19 protein-coding genes are annotated in these 25,689 nt (G+C 59.5%); 10 read left to right on the forward strand and 9 right to left on the reverse strand.

The genetic code is table 11. The features are described 5' to 3' along the window. The first annotated feature begins 400 nt into the window (after positions 1 to 400). Positions 401 to 1,669, forward strand: coding sequence for a polysaccharide pyruvyl transferase family protein (locus VXD91_RS22470; RefSeq protein WP_346416473.1), 1,269 nt, complete (start codon positions 401 to 403; stop codon positions 1,667 to 1,669). A gap of 34 nt (positions 1,670 to 1,703) precedes the next feature. Here the strand turns inward: VXD91_RS22470 and VXD91_RS22475 are convergent, their stop codons facing one another. After that, positions 1,704 to 3,332, reverse strand: a complete 1,629-nt coding sequence (locus VXD91_RS22475) for a hypothetical protein (RefSeq protein WP_346416474.1) — start codon at positions 3,330 to 3,332, stop codon at positions 1,704 to 1,706. A gap of 185 nt (positions 3,333 to 3,517) precedes the next feature. On the opposite strand from VXD91_RS22475, the gene VXD91_RS22480 reads away from it, so the two are divergent. The 6 genes from VXD91_RS22480 to VXD91_RS22505 all read left to right on the forward strand — a co-directional run bounded on the left by VXD91_RS22480 (position 3,518) and on the right by VXD91_RS22505 (position 10,607). Continuing rightward, positions 3,518 to 5,212, forward strand: coding sequence for a hypothetical protein (locus VXD91_RS22480; protein WP_346416475.1), 1,695 nt, complete (start codon positions 3,518 to 3,520; stop codon positions 5,210 to 5,212). A 498-nt stretch (positions 5,213 to 5,710) separates the two neighbouring features. Beyond that, positions 5,711 to 6,433: a glycosyltransferase family 4 protein gene (locus VXD91_RS22485; RefSeq protein WP_346416476.1), complete on the forward strand. Its 723-nt coding sequence runs from the start codon at positions 5,711 to 5,713 to the stop codon at positions 6,431 to 6,433. A gap of 47 nt (positions 6,434 to 6,480) precedes the next feature. Next, complete coding sequence (locus VXD91_RS22490) at positions 6,481 to 7,416, forward strand: glycosyltransferase family 2 protein (RefSeq protein WP_346416477.1); 936 nt, start codon at positions 6,481 to 6,483, stop codon at positions 7,414 to 7,416. A 16-nt stretch (positions 7,417 to 7,432) separates the two neighbouring features. Next, positions 7,433 to 9,196, forward strand: coding sequence for a glycosyltransferase (locus VXD91_RS22495; protein ID WP_346416478.1), 1,764 nt, complete (start codon positions 7,433 to 7,435; stop codon positions 9,194 to 9,196). Positions 9,197 to 9,243: 47 nt separating this feature from the next. Beyond that, positions 9,244 to 9,945 (forward strand): class I SAM-dependent methyltransferase, encoded by a 702-nt coding sequence (locus tag VXD91_RS22500; protein ID WP_346416479.1) that lies wholly within the window; start codon positions 9,244 to 9,246, stop codon positions 9,943 to 9,945. A gap of 146 nt (positions 9,946 to 10,091) precedes the next feature. After that, complete coding sequence (locus tag VXD91_RS22505) at positions 10,092 to 10,607, forward strand: YdcF family protein (RefSeq protein WP_346416653.1); 516 nt, start codon at positions 10,092 to 10,094, stop codon at positions 10,605 to 10,607. Between the two features lie 60 nt (positions 10,608 to 10,667). Here VXD91_RS22505 and VXD91_RS22510 read toward each other — a convergent pair whose 3' ends face one another. Both VXD91_RS22510 and VXD91_RS22515 read right to left on the reverse strand, forming a co-directional pair. Then, positions 10,668 to 11,435, reverse strand: coding sequence for a hypothetical protein (locus VXD91_RS22510; RefSeq protein WP_346416480.1), 768 nt, complete (start codon positions 11,433 to 11,435; stop codon positions 10,668 to 10,670). A 75-nt stretch (positions 11,436 to 11,510) separates the two neighbouring features. Next, a complete protein-coding gene (locus VXD91_RS22515) occupies positions 11,511 to 12,869 on the reverse strand; it encodes a polysaccharide biosynthesis tyrosine autokinase (RefSeq protein ID WP_346416481.1) in 1,359 nt (452 codons plus the stop codon). A gap of 197 nt (positions 12,870 to 13,066) precedes the next feature. Between VXD91_RS22515 and VXD91_RS22520 the strand changes: the two genes are divergently transcribed. Next, entirely contained in the window at positions 13,067 to 14,245 is a 1,179-nt protein-coding gene (locus VXD91_RS22520; protein ID WP_346416482.1) for an acyltransferase, read from the forward strand. A gap of 117 nt (positions 14,246 to 14,362) precedes the next feature. Here VXD91_RS22520 and VXD91_RS22525 read toward each other — a convergent pair whose 3' ends face one another. Then, complete coding sequence (locus tag VXD91_RS22525) at positions 14,363 to 15,559, reverse strand: DUF1972 domain-containing protein (protein WP_346416483.1); 1,197 nt, start codon at positions 15,557 to 15,559, stop codon at positions 14,363 to 14,365. Between the two features lie 658 nt (positions 15,560 to 16,217). Here VXD91_RS22525 and VXD91_RS22530 point away from each other — a divergent pair. Continuing rightward, positions 16,218 to 18,422, forward strand: coding sequence for an acyltransferase family protein (locus VXD91_RS22530; protein WP_346416484.1), 2,205 nt, complete (start codon positions 16,218 to 16,220; stop codon positions 18,420 to 18,422). Positions 18,423 to 18,510: 88 nt separating this feature from the next. Here VXD91_RS22530 and VXD91_RS22535 read toward each other — a convergent pair whose 3' ends face one another. Beyond that, complete coding sequence (locus VXD91_RS22535) at positions 18,511 to 19,440, reverse strand: class I SAM-dependent methyltransferase (protein ID WP_346416485.1); 930 nt, start codon at positions 19,438 to 19,440, stop codon at positions 18,511 to 18,513. 137 nt (positions 19,441 to 19,577) lie between these two features. Continuing rightward, complete coding sequence (locus VXD91_RS22540; protein WP_346416486.1) at positions 19,578 to 20,558, reverse strand: lipase family protein; 981 nt, start codon at positions 20,556 to 20,558, stop codon at positions 19,578 to 19,580. Between the two features lie 642 nt (positions 20,559 to 21,200). On the opposite strand from VXD91_RS22540, the gene VXD91_RS22545 reads away from it, so the two are divergent. Beyond that, on the forward strand, positions 21,201 to 22,073 hold the full coding sequence (locus VXD91_RS22545) for a hypothetical protein (protein WP_346416487.1): 873 nt from the start codon (positions 21,201 to 21,203) through the stop codon (positions 22,071 to 22,073). A 37-nt stretch (positions 22,074 to 22,110) separates the two neighbouring features. Here VXD91_RS22545 and VXD91_RS22550 read toward each other — a convergent pair whose 3' ends face one another. From VXD91_RS22550 to rfbA, 3 genes are all read right to left on the reverse strand, one after another. Next, positions 22,111 to 22,926 carry a 2OG-Fe(II) oxygenase gene (locus tag VXD91_RS22550; RefSeq protein ID WP_346416488.1) on the reverse strand — a complete coding sequence of 272 codons (816 nt, stop codon included), beginning with the start codon at positions 22,924 to 22,926 and terminating at the stop codon, positions 22,111 to 22,113. Between the two features lie 662 nt (positions 22,927 to 23,588). Then, on the reverse strand, positions 23,589 to 24,797 hold the full coding sequence (locus VXD91_RS22555; RefSeq protein WP_346416490.1) for an acyltransferase: 1,209 nt from the start codon (positions 24,795 to 24,797) through the stop codon (positions 23,589 to 23,591). Beyond that, entirely contained in the window at positions 24,787 to 25,686 is a 900-nt protein-coding gene (rfbA, locus tag VXD91_RS22560) for a glucose-1-phosphate thymidylyltransferase RfbA (protein WP_346416491.1), read from the reverse strand. The genes VXD91_RS22555 and rfbA overlap by 11 nt, the downstream gene beginning before the upstream one ends. Positions 25,687 to 25,689 lie beyond the last annotated feature (3 nt).

Consider the following 25,689-nt stretch of genomic DNA (forward strand, 5'->3'; position numbering starts at 1 on the left):
GTTAGTGGATAGGCTGCAAAGCTTACCCAACTATGTTGTCCTGCCTATAGGCGGAGTCGCTGCCGCCGCGATATATCTACCGCTTCTACTTTCGAGTCCTACAATAAGGGACCTGCTGCTTGAAATCTGTCACCCGCCGGTCACCCGTGCCATGAAGCGTATGGAAAACCTGGCAACAGCAGTCCGCGGATCGAGGCACTAGGGCTTGTTCTGGCAAGCCCAGTTAGCCAAACCGTGACGCATGGACGGACCCTTCTAGGTCCCCCAAATCGCCTGGTCTACAACAGCCCGGCCGCTAATCTAGTCGGGATGACGCTCCCCCCGACTCGTAGCACCACGTGGCGGACTGAAATGGGAACCGCCCCACCTGGGCATTGGCGGTGAGATGTTGGCAGCGAACGTGAACGACCGATCGACCGTAGAGCGCATATCTGGCAGGTTGACATACTCCCTGGAAAACGTATTCAGTTCCGAGCGCTTTTTGGTCTACTCAGTCCAGCGCGACATTGCTCGTGCATCGCGCCTGACCGTACGCGGCCAGAAGGAGTACCAGCGTCATCTACTGATACCCACTGTGGGCAAGGGCAATATCGGCGACCAGGCCATGCTGGAGGCATTTCTACTGAATACGACTTGGGCCGTAACGCTGGTTGTGGAGCACCGCGACGGGCACATCGTTCCTGCCGATGCGACCGATCGGGTGCGCACCGTCGTAATGCCAGAACTGTTCGCAAGCAGGCCCTGGGTCAGGCGCCGCATTCGCCGCGACCTTGGAAACCTCATCGCGAGACACACGACTCTCTCCGTGATCGGCGCGGATGTTATGGATGGTGGATACGGTTCAGCGGAGGCCACAGTTCGTTACGGACTCCTGTGCACAGGCAACGAAGTTGGTACGCCGAATCGGGTATTGGGCTTCAGCTGGAATGGAGTTCCACCCCGCGAGGTGCAGCGGGCATTGCGTTTGTCTCAGCCGAATTCTCTTCTGTGCCTGCGTGACCCACACTCCGCTACCCGACTCCAGGCGGAGGGAAACTATAACGTGGTCAGTACCGCCGACGTGGCGTTCACGTTGAACACGATCGAGCCCTATGACCGCATTCGAGCATGGCTGGACGAGCAGATCGGCCGAAGGCTGGTGATTGTCAACGTCAGCGGGATACTCGCACGGAAGGGCGTACCCAATTCGGAGTATGTACAGATCGTCCGGCACCTTGTTGAGCGCGGTTGCTCAGTTGCCCTGCTACCGCATGTAATTCGCGAGGGCGACGACGACCTCTCCGCCTGCACAGCAGTGACCGCGGAACTCGGTCCTACTCCTCGTGTCCACCTGATAGAAGATCTGCTCACACCGAGCCAAGTCGCGTGGTTGGCCCGGCAGGCTGCCGCCGTGCTCACTGGGAGGATGCACCTATCTATCTTGTCTCTCAACCAGGGGGTAGCCTCGGCTGTCCTTTCAACTCAAGGAAAGGTCTCAGGGCTAATGGCACTGTTTGACCTACCTGAGCTTTGTTTGGAACCTAACGCAGGCTTCGCTTTGCCGGCGATGAGGACTCTCGACCGCATTTTCGACGATCCATCGATTCGAATGCGCCTTGAGGAGTCACTTCCCGAGGTGCGTAGGCTTGCTCGCCTCAATTTTGCCGGGCTGGAACAGTCGGTGGTTTGACCAAGCAGCCTCGGCATCCGAGGATCGGTGGCGATCAATTCGGCAGAAGCTCGACATCGGTAATCCTGACCAGCGAACCGTCGCCGCCCTCGGAGATGAACCCGATCGCTTGCAACGGACTTGGCGGAATTGCGTCGCTATTCGTGCTTTCGGCGATGCTTAGGATCTGTTCGTCCTCAATCGTGACAGGTCGCCATCGCCCGCGGTCCCATGACATGGTGTGGATCGCGGTCTCAGCCCGACGCCAGTCCGGTGGATCTGGGTGGGCAGTTACGGTTCGGTATGTGGACTCCGATGCCCACCAATCGCCTGCGACCCTGACCAGAATTCGCTGGGCCGAGGCTGACGGTGTCGCAGAAGTCAGTTTGAAACGCACGCGTTTCACCTGCGAACAACTCAGTCCGGTGATGGGCACCCACGTTGCGCCGATTGCGGTGGATGCTTTGCGGAGGAATGCCCGTGTTGCGCCATCCGGCCGAGACACGCGATAGTGCTCCCCAACATCGGCGGACACATCCACGCAGCCTCTCTCCGCCTTCGCCGTCCAGCCGATCTCTTTCATTCCGTGCGCAAACGGCGATGTCACCTCGAATGCGTACCTGGTGATCGGCTCGTTCGGTCGCAGCGTCGCGAGACGGATCGCCATGATCTCTTCGGGTGACAACGCGCGATTGAACACGGCAACGCCGCCTAGATTTCCCTTGGTGAAGTTGATCCCTGGGAAGGGAGGTGACCCATAAAGCGCCGCACCGATGCTGAAGCGTTTGGTCGTCGGTGACCCGTTGATCGGCTTGTCCAGCAGATACGGATTGCGGTCGACCGTCTGGCGCAAGGTGTAGCCAGACACCAGTGGCTCTGGTTCCGCCACGTCCTTCCAGATGTCGGATAAGCCGTCGACGTAGGCAATGATCTGGTGACCGTCGTAGGTAAATGCTTCCATGTGCCACTGACCTTGGCCGACACCGGTGAAGTATTTACGGGCGCTTCCCGCGTAGTCGCGATTCCATGGATAGCCGGGCGAAGGACCGTCTTGTGCGCCTATGTGCGGTGTGTAGTGGCCGTGCGACCAGCCAAGGAAATAGCTGGCGTCGAAGTACGACCCATACTGGCGAGCCTCTTCGGGGCCGCCTTCGCAATGGGCACCCGCCCGGAACGCAATGCCATTCGTTGCCTTGCCGCCGGCCATGTCGTCATGGTTACCGGCTGTGTCGTTGACCCAATTGACAACCGTGACCTGGCCGCTTCCCTTGGACATATCGAGCGCGCCGATATCACCGTCCTTTACGAAAACAGTTTCGCCGTCGAGAACGAGTGAGGGGCCGAACGGTCCAGGGTCTGTGGCGTCCTTCCGTACGGTCTTGGACTCGCGCGCAGTCAAGATGATCGACTGCAGCCCCGTGCGAGCCGTTACGACGTTGCCGCCCGCTGAATCCTGCTGAAAATCCCACACGGCGACCAGTCCCTTGGGCCAAGGGACGCGACTCGCATTGATCTGACCCTGTGCCGTGGAGTCGCTACATGCGCTCGTTACCGACGTGGCTGCGGTGGCCCCAATTGCAAGTAGGCACATCCGGCGGATCGCTTCTCGGCGAGGCAGCATCGCGCGAAAGGGCTCAGCGAAGGTCCCGTCGGGGCCATTGCCATTGCCGGCGAGAGGCATCATCAGCGCCAGATTACGCCTCCGCGCATATCCCCGCCATGAGTCAAGACTCCCAATTGTGAAGCGTGAACATGGTGCCACCGACAGTCGTAAGATGACGCCACAACAGATCTCACAGGTGTCCTGAACAACCAACCAGCCGGCTTCGGCCGCTGTGCTTCCCGCATCGACAGGGGAGGGTGCGCGCCATGGGCGGTTCGATTTCTCGGCGCGCCTTGTTCGGCCTGGCGGCGGCAGCGGCAGCCGCGACGCTGGCGGGCTGCCGCTCGAAGAGCTCCATGACAGCGCCCGAAACGGAGTTGTCGATTGGCACCGTTCTTACGGTTAATCCCGATGGCACTGGGGATTTCACTACACCGAAGGCCGCCAACGACGCCATTGCGCTCCGCCACCCCAGCTCGACCAACCGCTTCACAATCAATATCCACGCGGGAACGTATACGGACATTCAATGGACGGTGCAGCCCTACACGACGTGGATCGGAGTCGGACGTCCTGGCGAGGTGTGGTTCAAAGGCGAGCAGCCCGACTCGACTTCGGATGCTGATTCCGTCAACAACTCCACAATTCAGCTTCAGGGCTCGACAACGCTGATCGGCCTGAAGATCAGCGCGAAGAACATGCGGTATGCGGTACACGACGAGGCAGATGGCCTGAACCCTGAAGCTTCCCACATTGTGAGGAATTGCCACATAGAGCACTTCGGGAACCGGGGCATCATCGACTACCGTATGGCCAACTCACTGCCGGCAGGTGCACCGTGGTCGTTCGATGCCGCGTGGGGGCAAGGCTCGGCGTCGGGCTTGGCAGCACAGTTCACCGACACATTGATCAGATCTGCTCGATCGTGGCCAGTTGTTGTGCATAACAACGCTTCTTTCGACAAGGCGACCGATAACACGTATGAGAAATGCCGCTTCCTGGGCCCCACCGAATGTCCTGCCACCATAGTTCTTGGCCTCGGGTCTGGCCAGGTCGACCACCTCGCCTTCACCGACTGCGAATTCGGGGCAGGGCAGTACATTTTGGAGGCTGATGACCCGTGGATCCGGACAGATCTGGACGGTCAATACGCGCAGCACTCCGAATACCAGATCCGCGCGACAGGATCTGTAGTGGGTTTCAAGACGACCAACCGCGGCATGGCGCTCCGCATCACCTCTGCCTCAACAGGTTCCACTTCAAACGTGAGAGTGTCGGGTACCGCTGCACCGGTCATTCTCGGCACCGCTCCGTCTAAGAGAGACGGCGGCGGTGGGGTCAGGGGCTACCTCTGGGGCGGACTGGACATCTCGGGCATTCTGGTCGGCCTCGACGACAGCACCACGGTCAACAACACACTAGGTAGGCGACTGGGCGACTGCTCCACCGCACCCAAGACGCTGACTGTGACGGTCGACGGTGGATCACCGAAAAACGTGGTCTTCGACACGAACCTGACCAACGCGTCGAACTCATCGATAATCACGACAATCAACTCGCATCTGGAGGGTGCCGCGACAGCGGCCGAGTATCTAGTGTCGCAGGACGAGACGTACCCGCACTTCTTGGACCGCCAAGCCAGCCTTGTCAACGCCGACGTCGTAGGCATTCAGCAGTGGTCCGCCGTGAAAGTCGTATCCGGCCAAGCAAAGGTCATGACCACGGCGGACGTCGCGAGCCAGTTCTACGGAGTCGCTTTGGAGCCGATTCCACCGGGCAAGACCGGCCGGGTGCTGCGGTCGGGGTTGCTGTCGTCGAGCCAGCTGGCCGGAGCGCCGACCATCACGGAGGGCGGCACGATCTACCACTCCGAATCGACCGCGGGAGCATTTGCCACCAGCGGTACGCGAGTCTTCGGTACCGGTGCAGCCAATGGATTCTGCCACTTCAAAGGAGCGTGAGTCTCTATCGGGCGCCAGCCATGATGTCGTGCCCGTAACGCCACCCCGTTTGCCGGCGAGCTCGGTAATCTCTAGGCCATAGACCACACCATGCGAACGCCAGTATCTTGTGTGATTCGAGGACTCTCTGTGAACGATCGGCCCGTTCATCGCCCGCCCACACCGGTGAATGTTGTCGGTCTAGATGTATCGCTTCGCCGGCCGGACGGCGGTGGTAAACGAGTTCAAGCGTTTCTTGAAGCCCTCGAATCGTTGGGGATCAACGCTGAACCAATCGGCGTCGGACCCAGTGGAATTGAGGGTACGGAGCGGGTTGTGACGTCGTGTCTGCACAGAGCGAAGCGCCACCTACTTCCGATCCAACTACGACGGCCAGTTGAGGCCCAGTTGAGCAAAATCGCCCAACGCGGACCAACAATCAGTCTGACCCCGTCAGCGAATCGTTGGGCACTTGCCGGCGGGCCTACATGGCTCGATTTTCCAGATTTATGGAGCAGCATGGCGCGCAATCACGCGCGAACGGTCAACTCGATTGCACGACCATCCAACCTGGCACAAGCACGATTATGGTCCCGCCGTGAAGCCCACGAGTACGCATTGGCCGACGTGGTGACCACCGCTTCATTAGCAGACAAGCATGAGATGGGACCCCGCGCAGTGTGGCTCCCAACGCCAGTTACGAAGGCCAACAACGTTTTGAAACGCAGCCGCGGACCAAGTCGTGAGGCACTTTCGGTCTACGGGATGCTCGCAAATTTCGACTACCCGCCAAACCGTGACGCGTACGACCGCTTGATTCGGCACTGGCTGCCTCTGCTGCCAAGTTCGGACCGCGTCGTGGTCGCCGGGTTCGGGTCAGAGAAACTTCCGAGCGCAGAACGTACGACTGTCATGGGCGCCGTCGGCGACGTTGCAGAGTTCTACGAAAAGGTTGACATCGTTCTCGCGCCCATTTACCTCGGCGGCGGCATGAAAGTGAAAGTGGTCGAAGCGATGATGTACGGCAAACCGGTCATCGCATCAGAGCATGCGCGTAGCGGTCTCCCGCCGGCAATCGCTGAGGCGTGTGTCAAATGGGAGCAGTTGCCCCCCGACTTCTCGGTCCGTTTTTTCGATCCTCGCAATGATTCGCGGGTAGTAGAAGATTTGTCTAAATTTACCTTCGCCTGCTTCCGGTCCACCTTAAAAAGCCTGTGGCAGGAACGGATGAGCGCGCGGTGACAAACTCTGGAACGCCTCGCCCCGATTCAGCCGGGCCACGTACATCGGTGATTGTCGTGACATTCAACTCGGCATCGACTCTGCTGCCATGTCTTTCATCAATCCCGGCCGACTGTGAAGTCATCGTGGTCGATCAGGAGTCATCCGACGACTCCGTGCCGACCGCGGTTCGGATTCGACCTGATGTAGCCCTGATTCGGGCTGGATCAAATCGAGGATTCGGTGCCGGATGCAATCTAGGCGCAGCTAACGCGGCGGCCGAAATTCTAATTTTTCTAAATCCGGACGCCGCATTCTGCTCCGCCGACACCGTGCGGGTATTAGCCGACTGTGTCGCCAACAATGACGCGGTGGTGGGCCCTCGGATACTGGACGCCAATGGCGAGGACCAGACACGAGCGCGGTACTGGTCGCGACCAGTAGCCGATATCGCAGAAGTGTTCCTCCCGGTGAGGCTCCTGGTCGGGAAGCTGCGACGTGATGTGCCACGAACCGATGCGGTCTATACCCGCGGCGGCCCGGTGCCATATGCCCAAGGCTCCTGTATCGCTATAAGTGCCAAGAATTTTCGCCGCGTAGGTGGTTTCGATGAGCGGTTCTACCTCTATCAAGAAGAAGAACTGCTTGCTCGCAGACTGCTAGAATTCGGCGTGAAGGCATTGTTGGAGCCACGAGCGGTGATAACCCACATCGGCGGGTGTTCGACATCGCAATATCCGGATTTCTCAGCAAGCCAATACTACCGGTCGGTTGCGCTTTCGTACATTCTCTTCCGCAGGAGAATCGTTGCGCTGCCGACAATCGCTGTGTTATGGGTCGTCCTGCAATTGATGGCCGCATCGACGCCGCTACGCAAAGCCATCGGCTTGCGCTCAGACAAGAGCCGCACGTGGTATCGCGCAGCAGCATCGGGAATAGTGAGCGGACTACGACGCCAGATGGTTTCCCCGCCGACTCTTCTCTCCGATTTCTCGCCGTCATGAACGATTGCCGGCGGTCATGAAGATCCTGTTCGACGGCCACTGGTGGGTAGACGGACCGCCCTCAGGACGCAACGTCCTGCGAGCGCTGGTGGTGGCCTGGACCCAGGCCTTCCCCGATGACGCCATTACGTTGCGCGTGCCAAAGGCACACGTAACCGTGGTGCGAGACGAACTGCGGTCAGCACAATTGGCGGTCGTCGTCGAGGACTACCCCACCTGGACCAGATACCAGGCTGCTGCGGTCGCCTCAATCGCAGCACGGCGGAACTGCTATGACGCGGTCGTGACTCAGAATTTCTGTCCTCCACTGTCCACCTGCGCTCGTGTCGCGTTGCTGCATGATGTCCTCTTCGTGACGAATCCAGAATGGTTCACGAGGGCAGAATTGCTGTATCTAAGTGCGATACGGCCATCGCTACGACGTGCGACTGCTGTGCTGACTACGTCGAGTTCGGAGACCGACCGAGTCAGATCGGTCTGGCCGGAACTGCGGGCTCGACTCGTGCAGGTAGGTCTGAGTGTTCCGGACGGCCTAATCGCGGCGAAGCCGGTGCGTCCGTCAGGTCTCCCCGCCAGTGATCCGTTCATCCTTACGGTCGGCCGCCTCAACGTACGCAAGAATCTGGCACGGCTGATCGAGGCCTTCATTCGTCTCGCCGACGACGACCTCGATCACCATCTCATCATCGTCGGCGGACAAGACGGCGCATACAAGCCGACGTCGATTCCCGACCATCTAGCGGCCCGCATCCACTTCCTAGGACACGTCACCGACGATGGACTTCGCTGGCTCTACGAAAACTGCGACCTGTTCATTTGCCCTTCGCTGGGCGAAGGTTACGGGTTGCCCCTCATCGAGGCCAATGTTCTGGGCGCGAGGGTAATCGCCAGTGATATACCGGTATTCCGGGAGTTGGCCATTGCTGCTGCGTATTTTGATCCCGCGTCGGCAGACGACATAGCCGCCGCCATTCGCCGCGGGCTCGGCAGCGCCCACGTACCCGTTGCAGGCTTACCAACGTGGCAGGAAGTGGCCCACAACGTCCGTCAGGCTATCGAGAAGGGACCCGCTGGATTGAATGGTCTTCTACTAGCCGGCCTTCGGCGCCGCATCAATACGAGGTACGCGCACAGCCGACGGGTCAACGCCGGGATCGACGATCGAATCAGCGACGTGGCTGTAATACGCTTCGCTACAAGGAAACTGGCCGCACGTATTCGCGGTGTAGCGCGGGGTCTCCCGCACATCTTCCTGGACCGCAACGTCGTCATCTTGAACCGCTCAGGCCTCCGATTGGGCCGCGGAGTCTCGATCGGCCGCGGAGTGCTGATCGACGCCCTAGCCGAGAATGGAGTAGTTCTCGATGACGGTGCGACCGTAGACGTGAATGCTGTGATTCGAGGGACCGGCACGATCCGGCGCTTGGGAGTGGGAGTGAGCGTGGGTGCTAGGGCGGCAATCGGTGCCGATAACTTCATCCACGGCGGCGGCGGGGTTGAGATTGGCGCCGACGTGCTGCTGGGTCCGAGCGTCCGGATCTTCTCCGAGAACCACAATTTCGGACTGATCGATGTTCCGATTATTGAGCAGGGCGAGACGCCTGATCGTGTGCGGGTCGGTAACGGGGCGTGGATAGGTGCCGGCTCTACCATCTTGCCGGGGGTGCAGATCGGCGAAGGCGCCATCGTCGCCGCCGGTTCCGTTGTCACGCGCTCCGTCGAGGCGTTCACGATCGTCGCTGGATGTCCGGCTCAGTGGATCAAAGATCGGCCACGATGACAGTGCAAGTCAGCCCGCGCTTCCCCCCGTTCCGGTAAATTGACGCCATGGAAATTCTCAAGGGCATGAGCAGGCCTCGCCGATCGGCGAAGCAGCCCGTTGTCCTCCACGGCGGGCACGCGGGATACGTGCTCCCGGCGGTCGCCGAGTTCCTACGTTCCCATGTGCGCCCAGGTTTCCGGACGCTCGAGACGGGCGCCGGCTTGTCGACTCTGATTTTCGCCGAACGTGGCGCCATGCACGAAGTGATCACGCCGAGTGATGACGAGCGGCAGGCGATTCTGGCAGAGGCCGCCGAGTGCGGCATAGATACCTCCCGGGTGCAGTTTCACATGGGCTTCAGCCAAGATATTCTGCCAAAATTGCAGGGACCGCTGGACCTTGTGCTGATCGATGGCGGGCACGGGTTTCCCATTCCCGAAATCGACTGGGCCTACACCGCGCCGCGCCTCCGAGTGGGCGGCCTACTACTCATCGACGATATTGATCTGTGGACAGGTATCCATCTCGTCGAGTTCTTGAAGGCCGAACCGGGATGGCAGTACCTCGAATCCCTTGAAGACCGCACCGCCATATTCGAACTCACCGCACCCGCGGAGTTACGGGAGTGGAATATGCAACCGTACGTGCGCGCCAAGTCCTGGTTGCCACAAAATACGCGGCGACTACGGCGCGGCCTTCGCCATGTCGCGCACGGCGAATTCTCTGAGCTAGGCGCAAAGTTGCGCAACTATTTCGACGCTACTTAGCCGGTGCACAGAGCCGTATGCGGGGGCAATGCAGGATTGCATGCCCCATTGATCGTTGAGAGTGAAGTCAGTGGCGAGCGATGCACGGCCGGCGCTGGATAGCCTTGCGACGCGTGAGAACGTTGCCGGTCGCGCGGCACATCGCAATGGTCAGCGCCGCGTTGATCGCCGTGTTGGCCGCCGGGCTTCCGGTGTACGTCTACCCGAAAGTAGACCGATTGCAACGAGCAGACGCGATAGTTGTGCTCGGCGGCTATGGAGCCGATCGTTTCGAATACGGAATGAACTTGGCAGAGCACGGCTGGGCGCCGACCGCAGTTCTATCGGTCTATAATCCGACGAACGACGCGGCGATAACGAACGTCTGCGAAGGCCGAACCCGCAGATCGATTTCGATAGTGTGCTTCACAGCGAATCCACTAACCACTCTGGGCGAAGCGCGAGAATTGCGTCGGCTGGCAGCGGAACACAACTGGCATAGAATCATTGTAGTGACCGCGCGATCACATATCTCTCGCGCTAGGTATATCGTCGGTAAATGTTTTGCCGGGGAGATAATCATGGTACCGAGCCCTATGATCATTTCCCGGGCTCGTTGGGTATACGAGTACTTTTACCAGACTGCAGGCTATATAAGGACGATCGTTCAGCCTGGATGCTGAGCGACACCTTCAACCCTTTCACTCGAGCCGCATCTTTACCAACAGCCAACAGAATCTGGGCTAATGGGCGGTTCCGGCCGCTTCTCCGTCAATGACGGACGACGCTACGCCGTCTTCAACGGCCCACACGGTCTTGACATCGAAGAACTGGCCCAACGGAGACCGACTGCGTACCAGTCCCCAGCATCCGACAGAACCCGGAGTGATTTGAGTCGGCAGAGGCTTGGTCACTGCGAGACCGGTGCCTTTGACGGTCGCAGTAACACCATCGGTGTCGAGCTCAAACCGGTAATCGCGATCCAGCTCCAACGGCACCGCGTACTGCCCCTGCGCCACAGTCTTATCAACACCATCCGTCGCCCGCACCTTGAGCGCCCAATATGTACGGCTCGATACAAAGCTAACGTTGTTGGCGGATAGGTCACTGTCGCCCGAGGTGCCCATTGTAAATATGGTTAGGCCACCTAATCCGACCATGCGAAACCGCCCAACCGCACCTATAGATTTCAGCGTCCCACGGAGTGTCCTAATCGCGAGCACGTCGTCAGTACCGCCATAGGTGAAATAATTTCCCTTGATGAAACCGTCTTTCGTGGTCGGCAAAACGAATCCCGTTGACGGGACGCCGCGCAGTTCCCAGCCCTCACCCAGGCCAAAATCGGTATCGGGTCGGTCAAAATTGTCGACAAAGGACGCCACCTGCGGGGACCCAGGCGAATCGGGCGCCTGGACGACTGCAGCCTGCGTTGGCGTTGCGTCCGGCACATAATGTGACTGCGGGGGCGGTGGTTGACGCGCGCAGGCAGCAAGCCCTGCAACCAGTGCCATCGCTACCCACCGACTTCTCATACCCGCTCCTGCACAACTGATCACGCCGTGGTAAGGCCCCTCCAGCACAAATGCCTAATTGCTCTCGCGACCGTAATAGCTGTATGAGTAGCTGTAAGAGCCCATATTGGTGGGGATCATTGTGAATACCGCACCAAGGAGATTCGCATCGACGTCGGCAAGAGCCGCGACCGCGTCCGCAAGCTGCTGCCGTTTCGTCTGACCATATCGGGCCATGATGATCGCGCCATCCGCATTGGCAGCCAAGATCGCTGCATCCGTGACGGCCAGCAAAGGCGAGGAATCGACAATGACGTAGTCAAAATGCGAGGCAAGCTCGGCGAGGACCTTCTGTGACACATGCGATCCGAGCAACTCGCTGGGATTCGGTGGTTTCGCTCCGGCAGCCAACACGCTCAGTCCCGCAAACTTCGTCTCCTGAAGCGCTTCGGTGACAGGCATAGCGCCGCTGAGCACCGTACTTAATCCCACTGTGCCAACCAGACCGAGATACTTGTGGACCATCGGCCGCCGCATGTCACCGTCGACAAGGACGACGCTGCGGTCAGCCTCGGCCAGTGCCAGCGCGATGTTGATAGCGGTTGTCGACTTCCCTTCTTCGGGTACCGAACTGGTGACAACGATCACGCGGGGCGGGTTGTCTACGGCCAAGAAGCTCAAATTCGTACGGAGCTTCCGGAACGCCTCGGCGATTCCGGAGCTGCTGTCTTTAAACGAGATTGCCGCAGTCTTCCGCCGTTCCTTATCCAACGGAATATCGCCAACGATGCCAACGTGTGTGATGCCTTCCAGGGCGTTGCGGTCCTTGACGGTGTTATCCAGTTGCTCGCGTAGCAACGCCAGGCCAACACCGCCTAGAAGGCCAACAACCAGACCCAGCACGAGATTGCGAGCCGTCTTAGGGATAACTGGAGCAGTCGGCACCGAAGCGTGCTGCTCCACGACAATTCGCGCATCCGGCACCGTCCCGCCGGCCGGCGTCTCAAGCTCACGAACTACGTTTACGAACTCATCGGACAATGCGTTCGCAATCGCGGCCGCCTGCCCGGGCGACTCGTCTAAAACGCCGACATCGATCAGGACGGTGTCCGGTTTGGCAGTAGCTGTGACCGCCGCCTGTAGCGCCTCCGGCGAGACGTTCATTTCAAGCTTCTTGATGGTGCGCTCAGCGAGCGTCCTACCCATGAGCAACTGGGTGTAGGACAAAACCCGCTCTTGCGATAAACGGTTGCCCTGGTATATGTCGGTCAGCGAGTTTCCCGCAGCGGTCGACACAAACAGCCGGGTCGATGCTCGGTACAGCGGCGTGGTGGTCACGGTGATGATCAGTGCTCCGAGAACCACAATCACAACGGTCAGACACACTGTGATCCACCGTGCCCGTATGAGCTTCAGAAAGTCCTGCAGCTTCAACGCCTGCCCCTTCCTGCTTCCAACCTCTGCCTGGCGATTCCCGATCAGCAAGGTTTGAGGCAGCGTACCGTCATTTTATTCACGCCACCGAAAAAATGGGGCAAACTGGTCTTCCTAGGGTCATAGCTCCGGCAGCAGCGGGGCGGCTGCTTCTGAGCAGTCATGCCGGGTTGTCATCGAAAGAACACGGAGTGCCTATGGAGAGCCGGGCGGAAACCGATGCCAGCAGCGGTATGTGGCGTCTTGGGCATCGTCCACAGCTGGACGGTGTCCGGGCTATGGCCGTCCTCATGGTGCTCATCGCGCACACGGATGTGATACCGAAGTTGGGCAAAGGCGGCCCGGTGGCGGTGTCCGTGTTTTTTACGCTATCAGGCTTCCTGATCACCACCCTCCTGCTGGAAGAGCGCCAGATCTTTGGCCGCATAAACATCCCCGCCTTTTACCGGCGCCGGTTTCTCCGGCTGGTGCCGGGGATGTTGGCGTGTGTCGTCGTGGCTTGCTTTGTCCTGTTGGTGAACGGATACGCGTTCCCCGACTTGAAGCTGGTGATCGGGACCCTCACCTATACGGCGAACTGGCAGATCATGAGTGGCGTACCCCGACCCAGCGCACTGGGGCACACGTGGACGCTGTCGGTCGAGGAGCAGTTCTATTTGATCTGGCCGCTTCTGGTCGTCATTCTCACTGCTCGGCTGTCCAAGCGCCGAATACTCACACTGTTGAGCAGCGTGTGTGCTGTCGTTCTGCTATGGCGGATCGCGCTCTACACCCACGGCGAAGGATACGCGCGGATCTACTTCGGCCTCGATACTTGGGCCGACAGCCTCATGTGCGGGGCCATCGTCGCCGTCGCATTACATAGGTCACGTGTCCGACTGAATACTCCGCGGTGGCTCGTATGGGTCGGGTTCACGCTGCTTGCCACCGCTTGCTTCATTCCCGGTCGAGAACCCCACAATTACTATCTGCTCTCGGTGCCCACGCTGGGTGGGATCGGCACCGCCATCATCATCTACGCCATCGCCCAGGACCGCGGATTCGCGCCGTTCGGCTGGCGGTGGGTCCAGTGGACCGGTAAACGTTCGTACGGGCTGTATCTGTATTCGGCGCCGGTGAATGTGTTCCTTCTGCTCGCAGTGACACACGCAAAATGGATTCAATTGTTCGTTCTTGCAGGGACATTCGTGATGGCAGCGCTGTCATATCGATACATCGAGAAGCCGTTCCTGCGCATCAAAGACCGTGACGGAAAGTCGCGCCGCGGGTTGGATGAATCCCTGCGGACCGATGGCATCGACGCGGTGGACCGTACCGCTGCGCCACCGGAGGCTCACGCGGCAATGCCGAATCCGGGCACTCACGAGCCGGCGTAACAGCCGTCAGGTTTGATGCGCCCACACCAGAAGTGCGGTGTGCCAGAAACACCCGCTGAATGCGATGCTATCGACTCATCACAAGACGAGCTGTTGGTCTGTTTGCCAGACAAACGCCTAAATGGCCAACTGCTGCGGCCGCATCTGGCCCGAGACGGGAATGTTCAGCGCGGCCGCGCGACTGGTGATTGGACGGACCTCAGCATGCACCGACGCACCGTGTGCTGCCATGACCGCTCGCATCGCACCGTCATAGCTGCGGCTTACCTGCGACCACGAGTAATGCTGGGCGGCGCGAAGCATGCCTGCCTGCGACGCTTCCTCCCGCTCTATGCGGTTGTCCATCGACCGTAGTATGGCCTTTGCGATCATCTCTCGGTCGTCGGACACGAATTCGCCGGCCGAAGCGAGAACTTCGCGGTTGTAGTCGGTATCGCGCGCCATGATTGGCGCGCCAGCCGCCATCGCTTGTACCAATGCTGGGTTGGTGCCACCGACGCTGTGCCCGTGGAAGTAGAGCCCTGCGTGCTGCCACAGCGCAAGGAGCAGTTCATCATCGTGGACATGCCCCAGCCAGGTCACCGCCGGGTTGGCAGACAGACGTCGTGCTGTGTCATCCAGTTCGCCGCCGTACCCTGAGCTGCCGACGATGACCACCGGATAGTGCTCGGCGATCGCCGGCACCGCCTCGAAGAACTGGGCGACGGTGTTTTCTGGTACGAATCGGCTCACCATCAGGACGTAGCCCCTGTGGGTCAAGCCAGCTGGAACCGGTAGTTCGGGAGCGATGTCGCCGCCGTAAGGAATGAATGTTCCATCGGCATCGAAGGTATCTTTCCAGTACTTCGCGATCCTCCGCGCGTCGAAGACTAGGCCGTCAGCCCATTTTGCAGTACATTCGGCCGCTTTTCGATAGACCTTCTTGGCCAAGGGGCTCCATTTATCGCGTTCCCATTCGAGTCCGTCGACATTGACGAGAGTTGGAATACCCCGCGTGCGCAGAATTGGAAGAAAGTAGCCATTTGCGCAATTCATAACCAATGCCACATCGGGCCGGCGGACTGCAGAATCGAGTGCCGCCGTTAGCCCGTGAGACAATGTGCTCAATTTCTGGCTCTCGACACCCCAGGTGACTCTGGTCTTGATACGGGTGTCCAAGCCGTGATCATCGGGCTTGGTAGTACCGCGCCGCCCGTAAACGGTGACGTCCCAACCCATGTCAGCCAGATCGGGCGCGATTTTTCGGACGGCCGTCTCAAATCCCCCGTAATAGCTGGGGTAACCGCGCGTCCCAATGATTGCGACTGACGACATCGGTCCTCCCATCCAGACCAGCCCACGAAATAACGAACTAGGGCTTCTAACGCCGATCTAGCGGGCCCCATTGACACCCGGCTCGCGACCGATGCTACGGCCGCAGACGACTCGCAGGAAGCGGTTTCCGAAACTTTTTTGCTAAACCGTCAATATGGATTCCTGTGCTTATTGTTAGCTAGTTTATTCATTGCGACACTCAGCAATCCGCACCCGTTTTGCACACCGATTTCAATACACCCCCAGCGACGCTGCGTCGCCGCCGGGCGCGAGCTCAAGAAATTTGCCGACGCGTCAAATAACCCCTGGTAGGGCGCCTTGCCTACCCTCGACCGTGAGCCGGCGGGAGGTCTCGGCCGCCCCGCTGGCCGCGTCAGCCCACATAGCCCCGCAGCCCACCAGCAACAAATACACAGGGTCCCTGATCACCCAGAATCCAGAGACCACCCGAGCGGCTCAGATTCGACGAGTGATCAATTTCGGGGCAAGCTCGCCACCGCTTGGCCGAGCCGACAGCGCCGAGACGGCTGCCGAGTGGCGCTAAACCACAGGTCAATCGCTGGCCGGACGCCGCGGTCGAGCAACGTCCGACCAGCTGCACCTGCCAAGCAAGCCACTGTTGACGATAACGTCAAATACTGACCTCAACGGCGATAGGATGCCACCGACCCAAGGAGACCGAGCTGTGGCGTCACTAGTTAACCGGTATCAGCGCTACGCGCGGCGACGGTATCGAGCTGCCGCGCGTTCACATCAACGCCTGGACCTTCAGGGCCTGCGGGCGTTCGCGATGCTGACCATCTTCGCCACCCACCTGTGGCATTGGCCGGAGGGCGGTTTCGTCACCCTCGATGTGTTTTTCGTGCTCTCAGGGTTCCTGATCACCGGCAATCTGCTGCGATCAGCCGAGAAACACGGCACCGTTCCATTCCGCGAATTCTACTGGAATCGCGTGCGACGAATTATCCCCGCAGCCACTGTCGTCCTCGTCCTCACATATCTAGCCGCCACTTTGATGTTCAAGGCATTCAGGGCCCGCGAAGTCGGCATCGACGCGCTGTTCGCGTTTATATTTATGGCGAACTGGCGGTTCGCCATAAAAGGAACTGACTACTTCAACGCCGATTCCACGGTGTCTCCATTGCAGCACTACTGGTCCCTGTCGGTTGAAGAGCAGTTCTACTTCGTTTGGCCTGCAGTGATTTTTGTGATCAGCCTGTTTGTCCTTCGGCGGTCATGGACTCACCAACGCCGGATGCAACTAGCCGGCGGCGCGATGGGGCTGATTATCGCGGCATCATTCATCTGGGCGGTGTACGAATCCGCGGCATGGCCTACACGGGCATATTTCGATACCTTCACCCGCGTTTGGGAGTTGGGTGTCGGCGCACTGCTAGCTACCGCCGTCGGTCTTCTCACGCGAATACCCAAGGTTTTGAAGCCGTTCCTCTCGTGGAGCGGCCTGGCCCTCATCGTGGCGAGCATTGCGCTGATCACAGACCCCTCCATGGGGTTTCCGGCTCCGTGGGCGCTCCTGCCTGTAACTGGGTCGGCGCTGGTCATCGCTGCCGGCGTCGGCGGTGAGCCCGCCTACCAACCCTTCCTACGCAACCCAGTCAGCACCTACCTCGGCAATATCTCCTACTCGCTGTATCTGGTGCACTGGCCGGTCATCATCCTGCTGAGCGACCTCATGGTGTACCCAACCAAGGCGTTCCATGCCGCTGCCATTGCACTGACATTGGGGCTCGCCATCGCGTCGTACCACTTTATCGAAAACCCTTTGCGGCGTTTTGATTTAGCTAGCATGCGCCAAGCGAAACGGGCCCTCGCACGCGGCCGCATCGCGGTGCGCCAGCCTACGCAATTCGCCTCGATCGGCTCATGCGCGCTTCTTGCTTTGGCGCTAGTCGCCTACATACAGCGCCCCTACGCTCGACCAGCCGTAGTGCCTGATGTATCCGTCGCCGCCTCACACGAAATTTCCACTGGGCCAGCAGCCCTGCCTCTTGCGAGCGCACTCCGTACGGAGTTGCTGGCCTCACTCAGAGCCACGGAATGGCCGCAATTTGATCCTCCTGTCGAAGCAGCCGTCAAGGCCGCTGTGGCACCGCCCGAAGTTCACAGTTGCGCGGGTGCACGACCGGACGGACCAGACGTGTGCACGTGGGGGTCTCCCGCTGCTCAGGTCCGTGCTGTCGTCCTAGGGGACTCAGTTGCCTTGGGCTATCTGGGTCCGCTGCGGAATATGGCACTCAACTCCCACGGCTATTTCCAGGTACACAGTGAAGCCGCGTACGCCTGCTACTACATGGACCAACCGGTCGAGAACAAAGAGCAGCACCTGGTCGACGAATGCGCAAAGAAGAAGCCGGAAGCGGTGGACTATATCAACAGAACACAACCCGACCTGGTAATAATTTCCCACTCGTCCCTGCCCAAAAAGATAGTGGGCACCGGCGTTACCTTGTCGCCGAAGGAATGGGCTGATGCGCTCCAGCAGTTCATCGAAAAGTTCAGGTCGAACGCCAAAAGGATCATGATCATCAGCTCGCCGCCGACTGGCGTTGACACCGGCGCCTGCTACGGCAGAGAATCCCACACGCCGGCAGATTGCATATCTACGGTATCGGAAACTTGGAGACAGACAGCAGCTGCCGAGCAACAGTTGGCAGATGCGGTCGGCGGGGTGTGGATCGATTCGCTGCCCTGGTTCTGCGTTGACGCGCGGTACTGCCCCAGCTTTGTGGGTACGACGCTGACAAAGCGCGACATCTTGCACATGAGCGTGCCCTACGGCGAGAAAATATGGCCTGTCATTCAAGAGGCAATGCTGGCGTCTGGGGCGGTAGGGACTCCGTAGCACCCCTCTTCCTGCTACGCATCACCCTGGGACACAGACGGATTCGTCGGACATTGGTCCGTTTATCGTCGTTCAACGACGCCGCCGCTTACACCCGAGTGAGTTCGACAGCCAAGTAGGGAGCCAGCGGGGTCGCGCCCATCCAGCCGGGCAGATGATTCAGATAGAAACGAGCTGCCGGTACCAGCCGCGCTGCTCGCCCCGAACCCAGATGCGCGAAACTGAAGTAATCGGCCATACTGAGCGGACGAATCTTGCGTGCACCGGCACTATGAGCCAGCCGCCATACCTCTCGGAACGACATCAACGGGTGAGGCCCCCATGTTTGGTGCACGCCGAGGTGAAAGCGCTCGTAGACGCGGTGCAGGATCTGACTAGACGAAAAGTCATGCGCTGGATCGATCGGAAACCATTTATGGGGAGCTACCACGATCGCTCGGCCGCCCGGCCGCAGCACGCGCAGGATCTCATCGATGTACCGGAGGCGGTCGGCTGCCCGTTCTGCCGGTGGCTTCGGTTCACCTATGTGCTCAATGACGCCGATAGACCAGACGAGGTCAAATCTATTGGACTCAAACGGCAGATCAAGCGCTGACCCCGCAATAACACGTTGGGGATCCGCTCCGGCGCATTGCCAGCCGGGGAGGTTGTCCGGCAGGTCGACACCCCAGACCTCAACCGTTGGATGCAACTCGGCAATTATCTTTCCAATAGAGCCCGTTCCACACCCAACATCAAGAGCATAACGGTCACCCGGACGCATTTGACGGGCCAACCAGCGTTCAGCGCGGTTGGCGCCTGCTTCTATCTGCTCGGCCAGGTATTCAGCAGACGGCGTGAGCGAGATTGTCGACGAAGGTGGCATCAAATTCACGTAACCCCCGTCAAGAACTGGGTAGGTTGCGGAGCACGCGCGACAAATGGCCCCCGCTTTGTTCACGTCGAGGCCGCTATAGCAATCGGGGCAAGCCACAGGACTCCGCAGCGGCGGGATGTTGATCGTTCCTTCGACGCTCACCGCTGAATTGTCCCATGCACACGTCTTACGGGGACCTTTCTCAAGTAAATTTACGGGACCTGCTCACGGCAAACTTGGCACGTCGGGCACCCAAGATAATCGCCGGATCGACTCTGCCGAGCACTCGATCATTTCTGCTAAGAGCAGTAATTTGCGGCAGGCTTGCCACTGAATCTGTCACCGATCCAGGCAAGCTGCGCTTGGAGGTCAAGACCACCGTGGCCTTTACCCGGCTGCAGCTGCCATGCCAAGGTGCCGCCTAGCTGACATGCCCGAATGATCGCCTCGGTGGTCCAGATTGGATCGATGTATTCGTCATGGTCCCCATACACAATTGAAAGAGGGGCCGATAACTCGCCTTTCGGGACTGCCCACGCTTGCAAATACCCCTTCAGCCGCTCAACGGCCTGCGGGGTCGCAGGGGCAAGATCTTGTCGGCCGAGTTGGCCGACAGCGCTGCTACGCTCCTGTTCCAATGCCCCTGAGCAAGACGACAACACATCCCAATACTTGCCAGCCGCGCCGCGTCGGTAATCGTCGCGGTTGATTTCCGGGTGCCGCCGGGCCAGCGATTCGATGACCGACTGAAGCAGTCCGCCTTGCTCTCTCGTGAGAGTGCCCGCAATGGACTTGTCAACCAAACCAACGACATCTGCGGCCGGCGCCCAAGCGACGGCACCGGCTAGGTTCAATTCTGGCGCATATGTCCTAGCCACCTCATCAGCGGCCCAGACTGCTCCGCCCCCCTGCGATCCCCCGAGGGCAGTCCAATTGGGAGAAACCTGTGGGAACGTATGCCTAAGTGCGCGAACAGAATCAATCACATTGAAGCCGGCGGTCCGCGCGTCCAGGTAGGGGTGCACCCCCGGACTCCCCAATCCCTCGTAGTCGGTGAGCGCCACCGCGAAGCCGAGATCAACCAAACTGGAGACCCAGTAGACGTGGTCCGACAGCGTGCCGGAAAGCGACGGGGCGCACGGCTCATTGATGCCGGTAGTGCCATGCGCGACTGCGACTACAGGCCAACCGTTGGCCGGAGCATCGCCCAACGGTATGAACACCGCGCCCGACACCTGAGTAGGCCCACCGGTGTCGCTATTGGTGGAACGGTAAAGCACACGCGCAGCGTGCATCCGCCGGCTCACCTCGCTGGTCGCGAATACGGGCATAGTAGTGGCGCTGATCAAAGTGCCTGGCCCCGTGCCACTGAGGTCGGCGCTTGCTATCGCCGCAACACTCCCGCTGTCCCCGGCGTCGGCCGCTGCAATCCACGTCATTGGGCGCGACGCGCCAGGCGTAGCGCGAATTCCCTCAAGCGGTATTCCAAGTGCCAACATGACGCTACCGACGAGGGCAAAAAGGCACCTACTTCGGTTCACTAGGCAACACTGCTCGCACGGGCCGTTCGAATCACGGACACAAGCGATCACATTACCGAACAACGGTGGCAGGCGACGGCCGATCAATTATGGAGACCGCATGAATCTGCGCGGTTCACGCAGTCTTGGCAAGTTCGGACGAAGCGAATACGTTAGGTTTATTCGATGCGGGAAACTAGTCGTCGCAATCTGCTGCGGATCACGGGCGCAGGAGCACTAGCAACGGCACTTTACATCCCGTCTGTCGGCGCCCAGCCGGTATACCCTTCGCCAGCAAGCAGACTCACGGACCGTCTGCCCAGCAATACTCGCCTACACGGTGTGAATATAGTTTGCACCGCGTATCCAAAGGGCCAGCCCTGGGCAAATTTCGGAACCAACGTGTTTGCAGCAATGTGGACCGCCTGGGACTGGGACCACTGGATCAGGCCACAGATCGACGACGCCGCGGCGATCGGCAACGCCGTGCGACTGTGGGGTAGCACGCAGACTTTTCTCGCCGGAAATATCACTGAAGATCTCTACTTCGCGCGCTGGCAACAATTGTTGGACTACTGCGCGAAAAAGGGGCTGTTGATGCTTCCCTCTGGCTGTGACCTGCAGACTGACGTAAAACAAACGATATCCACCGGGAAGGCAGCATCTCATTACGCAACGTGGGCCAACATGCTTGCGCAGTACCCCGGCGTCATCGGCGTCGATCTCTTAAATGAGGGGTGGGGACTGACTGTGCCCGGTACCGGCCGGCAGGCCGAATACAACTGGCTGCTGACGGTCCTTCGAGCGTGTGCCGACGCGGTGCACTCGCAAGGACTGCCTGTCACTGTGAGCTTTCCCGTCTTTGATTCCAGCGTGTGGTCTTGGAGTTCAGACGGCCCTGCGCCGGCGGGTCCGTTGTATGGCAAACATCCCGTTGACGCGTTCTTCGAACTCTGCGACTTCTTGGACTTCCATATCTATGCAAAAACAACTCAGGCCGACATCGAGGCTACGTACGAAAAATCCTGGGCCAGGAGTAAACCGATGGTGTTCGGCGAGTTCGGCATTGCGTTGGAGCACTCCACCGCAGAGCGCACTGACTTCTACAACATGGTCCACCAGCTCGTCTCCGCGCGCAGCGATCACTGGGGTGCGCTGGCGTGGTCATGCTACGACGTGAACAGTACGGACAACACCTACGGACTGTATTCTGCACCAGGTGTTTTGCGTCAGGACATCGCCAAGCCGTTCGCAGGTTTTCCTACGGCCAGGTGACCAGTAACGCGAAATTTCTGTTCGGAAACCCCTTGAATCATAACCGATTTCGAAGTTTACGCAGGCCATCGAGAGCGACGGGAGGAACCCACCGCTTCAAATCCTGCCTGAACGTGGAACTCATTGTTTCACCCGGTCGGGCTCGGAATAACGTGGTGTGGTCGCCCAACGAGATTTCCTCCTCCGGGCGGCCATTGGTGTAATAGTAGAGAGCCATTGACCGGCGAGAACGATTCGATGGGCAAGTCAGCGGATCCGGATGCCCATGATACGAGTAATCAGTCGTCGCAAACAGCAGGAATCGATTAAAGATGGGCAGTGACTTACGTACACACCGCTGCATGTCACGATCCCATAGTTGAATGTGACCGCCCCACGATTCGTCCCAGTCCTTATTCAGGTAGAGCAACCCGTTCAATCGCCGGTCCAGGTTCAGTCGGTCGTGACGATTGAAATCAGCATGCACTTTGAGGAATCCGCCGGCGCGGATCTGATGCAAACCCCCACCGAAGTAATGCGGATCGGGGATAATTCCCTCAATCCCCGTGAGTCGTTCAATGAAATCTACAAACGGTGCAGAATTGAACTGCGCCAAGAGATGCTGGGTGGCGGGCCCCATACGCTCGGAGTCTGCGAGAGCGAGTTTTACCTCTCGGCCCGTATCGTAACGCTGCCAGTCGGCCTCTCCCGGCTCTGGGAACTCTTCGAGAATCGGCTGGAGTACTTCTGGCGGCAAGAAATCATCGATCACAACGTGCGGGAATGGTTGGGCATCTCTGAATGCTTCTCGATGCGCGTCGGCCATGGGAAATAACCAGTCCCGACTGAATGCGAAATTCTTAACTTCATTCATTGGCGCCATTTGTCGCCTTCATTCCCTCACCGACTAAGTCGCAGGTTCCACAGCCGGGCTGGTGCGGTAGCGCCGGCGCGCCCGTTGCAGAGTGCAGTCTGCCGCCTGCCTTGCGACGACGATGCGTTCTCATGCACACATCGTGACACAAAGGGATCGCGGACATACGAGTTATTGACGCTTACGTCATGCGCGTTTGCAGGCGGTTGACCTGCGTACTCCGCACGCGCCATCGGCACAGCAGCGCAACGGCCGCCCGAACGCCACCAAGGCCAGTGACAGCACCGGCAGCCGGTTCAAGAAGGCGTGGCGGTGGGGAGGCCTGCAATCGGACTCTTATCAGTTCTCCTGTGCGCACTGCCGCCATGCATCGCACTGAGTGCAGGGTGATTCCGACGGAAGCTGTCCGGCTGAGTAGGGACCCGCTTACTGCGGCGACGCCAGCTATGAACGACGCTGACCTACACGCGGAGTCCGATCGGCCGGACCTCGCCGCCCACCAAACCCTTCGCGGATCGCCGCGAACCCGGCGCCCTAGCGTGAGTCAACAGCCTGCGAATTGTGGACCCCTTATGTCGCAGCTGCGCCAACGCCTTGCGCGTCGATCCACCGCGCCACAGATGGATCGGCAGATTCAGGCTTCGCCCCCCATGTCCGTGCTCTCAGGTTGAGCTGGCCACAGGTTCCGCATCTCCGACCGCTGACCGATTCTTCGCCGCCAAAAATGGGCTTTCGATGAATCGCCAAGATAAGAGTGCAGCGGCAAACGCGAGGGGAACGCCAATGAGCCCTACCGCTACGGGGTCGACTATTCCGTAGTGGTACTTGATGATCCTGAATATCGGGTAGTGCCAAAGATATAGTCCGTAGCATATTCCTCCCAGGAAAACCAAAAGTGGAGCCCTGAATATGCGGTGGGGAATCGTCTGCTCAGGTAGCACCAATGCAGCAATAAGACATGCCGATGCCAATGTGAAGAACAATGAGACTCCCGCGTACATCGCCCGATCCTGAATATCAGTCGCAAATCCTCCGACGACCAGTACCGCGAGGCACGGGAGCGCTAAGCGCTTGGCGGTACGTTGAAGGGTAGCGCTCTCACGTATTTCTGGGATGGCCAACGCAACACCTAGTGCGCACCCGATCAAAAGTGCGTCCGCGCGCATATCGGTCCCCTTGTACAGGCGCTCGATGGATGCTCCGTGGAACGTAAGCCAACTCCGCCAGCTTGCGAAGCCCAAGGCGAGGACAACCAGTAACGCGACCAACCGCGTGCGAAGTCCGATGAATTTCAGAAGAAGTGTCAGCAATACGGGCCATAGCAGGTAAAACTGCTCTTCCACCGCCAGCGACCAGGTGTGGCCGAGGCATCCGGTTGGTGGAAGTAAGACTGCCCTGACCCAATTGGATATATACGTACCCGCTGCTGCCGCCTCCTTCAGGTGCCAACGAAAGTGGGGGAGAATGAGATACGCAACGAGAAGATAGGTAAGAATCATCGTGTAATTGGCAGGAAATAGGCGGAGTACTCGGCGACGGTAGAAGGTGCGGAAGCCGACTCTTCCCGTCTTAGTCCATCCTTTCAGCAGCAACGAAGTGATGAGGTACGCGCTCATCACGAAGAACATGTCCATGTATAGAAACGCTCCTGGGCACCAGGCGAAACTCAAGTGCGTGGCGATCACGCAGAGCGTCGCGGCACCGCGCAAACCGTCGAGTCCCGGGTTGTAGCCAAGCGGATACCGACTCGGATCGTGGCGTAGCCAGTCGCGTAGGCGTCGCCTTGGTCGAGCCGATAACCCGTTGCCCCGACCATGCCCGCGTTGGTTGTGTCCGCGGACGCTTGGCCGGAAACCGACGCTAGGAAGCACTCACCACCGCCTGTGGCGGACACAGCTCCCGGTCCAGCAGACCGAGCAGGTACCAGCCATATCCGGACTTCACCTGACACTCCGCCCGCGCCCGAAGCTCGTCATCGGTGAGGAAGCCCTGCACCCATGCGATCTCTTCTGGCACACCGATTTTCAGGCCACTACGGCGTTCCATGGTGCGCACGAAGTCGGCTGCATCAGTCATGCTGTCGACCGTGCCGGTGTCGAGCCACACCGTGCCGCGGGGCAGCACTTGCACGTGCAGTCGGCCCTGCTCGAGGTACACACGGTTGACGTCGGTGATCTCGTACTCGCCACGCTGGCTCGGCTTCAACTGCCGAGCTATCTCGACCACATTGTTGTCGTAGAAATACAAGCCGGGGACGGCGTAGTTGCTCTTGGCGATCTTGGGCTTCTCTTCGAGAGATACCGCGATTCCCTGCTCATCGAATTCGATGACACCATATTGACTGGGTTCAGCAACCCGGTAGGCGAATATCGCCCCACCGTCGATGTCGGTGAAGTTCTGGAGCTGGGTTCCCAGCCCCGGCCCATATAGGAGATTGTCACCCAGTATCAACGCGACCTTCTCCGACCCGATGAAGTCGGCCCCGATCGAGAACGCCTGCGCCAGCCCATCCGGCGAAGGCTGTCGCGCATATGTGATGGATGCTCCGAACTGGGCGCCGTCACCCAGCAGACGTTCAAAGCTGGGCGCATCGAACGGCGTCGTGATGACGAGAATGTCCCGGATCCGCGCCAGCAGTAGCGTGGACAGCGGGTAATACACCATGGGCTTGTCATAAACCGGGATCAGTTGCTTGGACACACCCAGCGTGATCGGGTGCAGCCTGGTGCCCGAGCCGCCCGCTAGGATGATGCCCTTCACGCG

It is taken from the genome of Mycobacterium sp. SM3041 (assembly GCF_039668335.1).
Taxonomy (GTDB): domain Bacteria; phylum Actinomycetota; class Actinomycetes; order Mycobacteriales; family Mycobacteriaceae; genus Mycobacterium.

Bases quoted from the DNA above. Each gene is read 5' to 3' on its own strand.
- VXD91_RS22475 (WP_346416474.1), bottom strand. From the start codon at position 3,332: ATGATGCCTCTCGCCGGCAATGGCAATGGCCCCGACGGGACCTTCGCT.
- VXD91_RS22530 (WP_346416484.1), top strand. From the start codon at position 16,218: ATGCCACCGACCCAAGGAGACCGAGCTGTGGCGTCACTAGTTAACCGG.
- VXD91_RS22550 (WP_346416488.1), bottom strand. From the start codon at position 22,926: ATGAATGAAGTTAAGAATTTCGCATTCAGTCGGGACTGGTTATTTCCC.
- VXD91_RS22525 (WP_346416483.1), bottom strand. From the start codon at position 15,559: ATGTCGTCAGTCGCAATCATTGGGACGCGCGGTTACCCCAGCTATTAC.
- VXD91_RS22505 (WP_346416653.1), top strand. From the start codon at position 10,092: ATGGTCAGCGCCGCGTTGATCGCCGTGTTGGCCGCCGGGCTTCCGGTG.
- VXD91_RS22510 (WP_346416480.1), bottom strand. From the start codon at position 11,435: ATGGCACTGGTTGCAGGGCTTGCTGCCTGCGCGCGTCAACCACCGCCC.
- VXD91_RS22495 (WP_346416478.1), top strand. From the start codon at position 7,433: ATGAAGATCCTGTTCGACGGCCACTGGTGGGTAGACGGACCGCCCTCA.
- VXD91_RS22520 (WP_346416482.1), top strand. From the start codon at position 13,067: ATGGAGAGCCGGGCGGAAACCGATGCCAGCAGCGGTATGTGGCGTCTT.
- VXD91_RS22485 (WP_346416476.1), top strand. From the start codon at position 5,711: ATGGCGCGCAATCACGCGCGAACGGTCAACTCGATTGCACGACCATCC.
- VXD91_RS22480 (WP_346416475.1), top strand. From the start codon at position 3,518: ATGGGCGGTTCGATTTCTCGGCGCGCCTTGTTCGGCCTGGCGGCGGCA.
- VXD91_RS22500 (WP_346416479.1), top strand. From the start codon at position 9,244: ATGGAAATTCTCAAGGGCATGAGCAGGCCTCGCCGATCGGCGAAGCAG.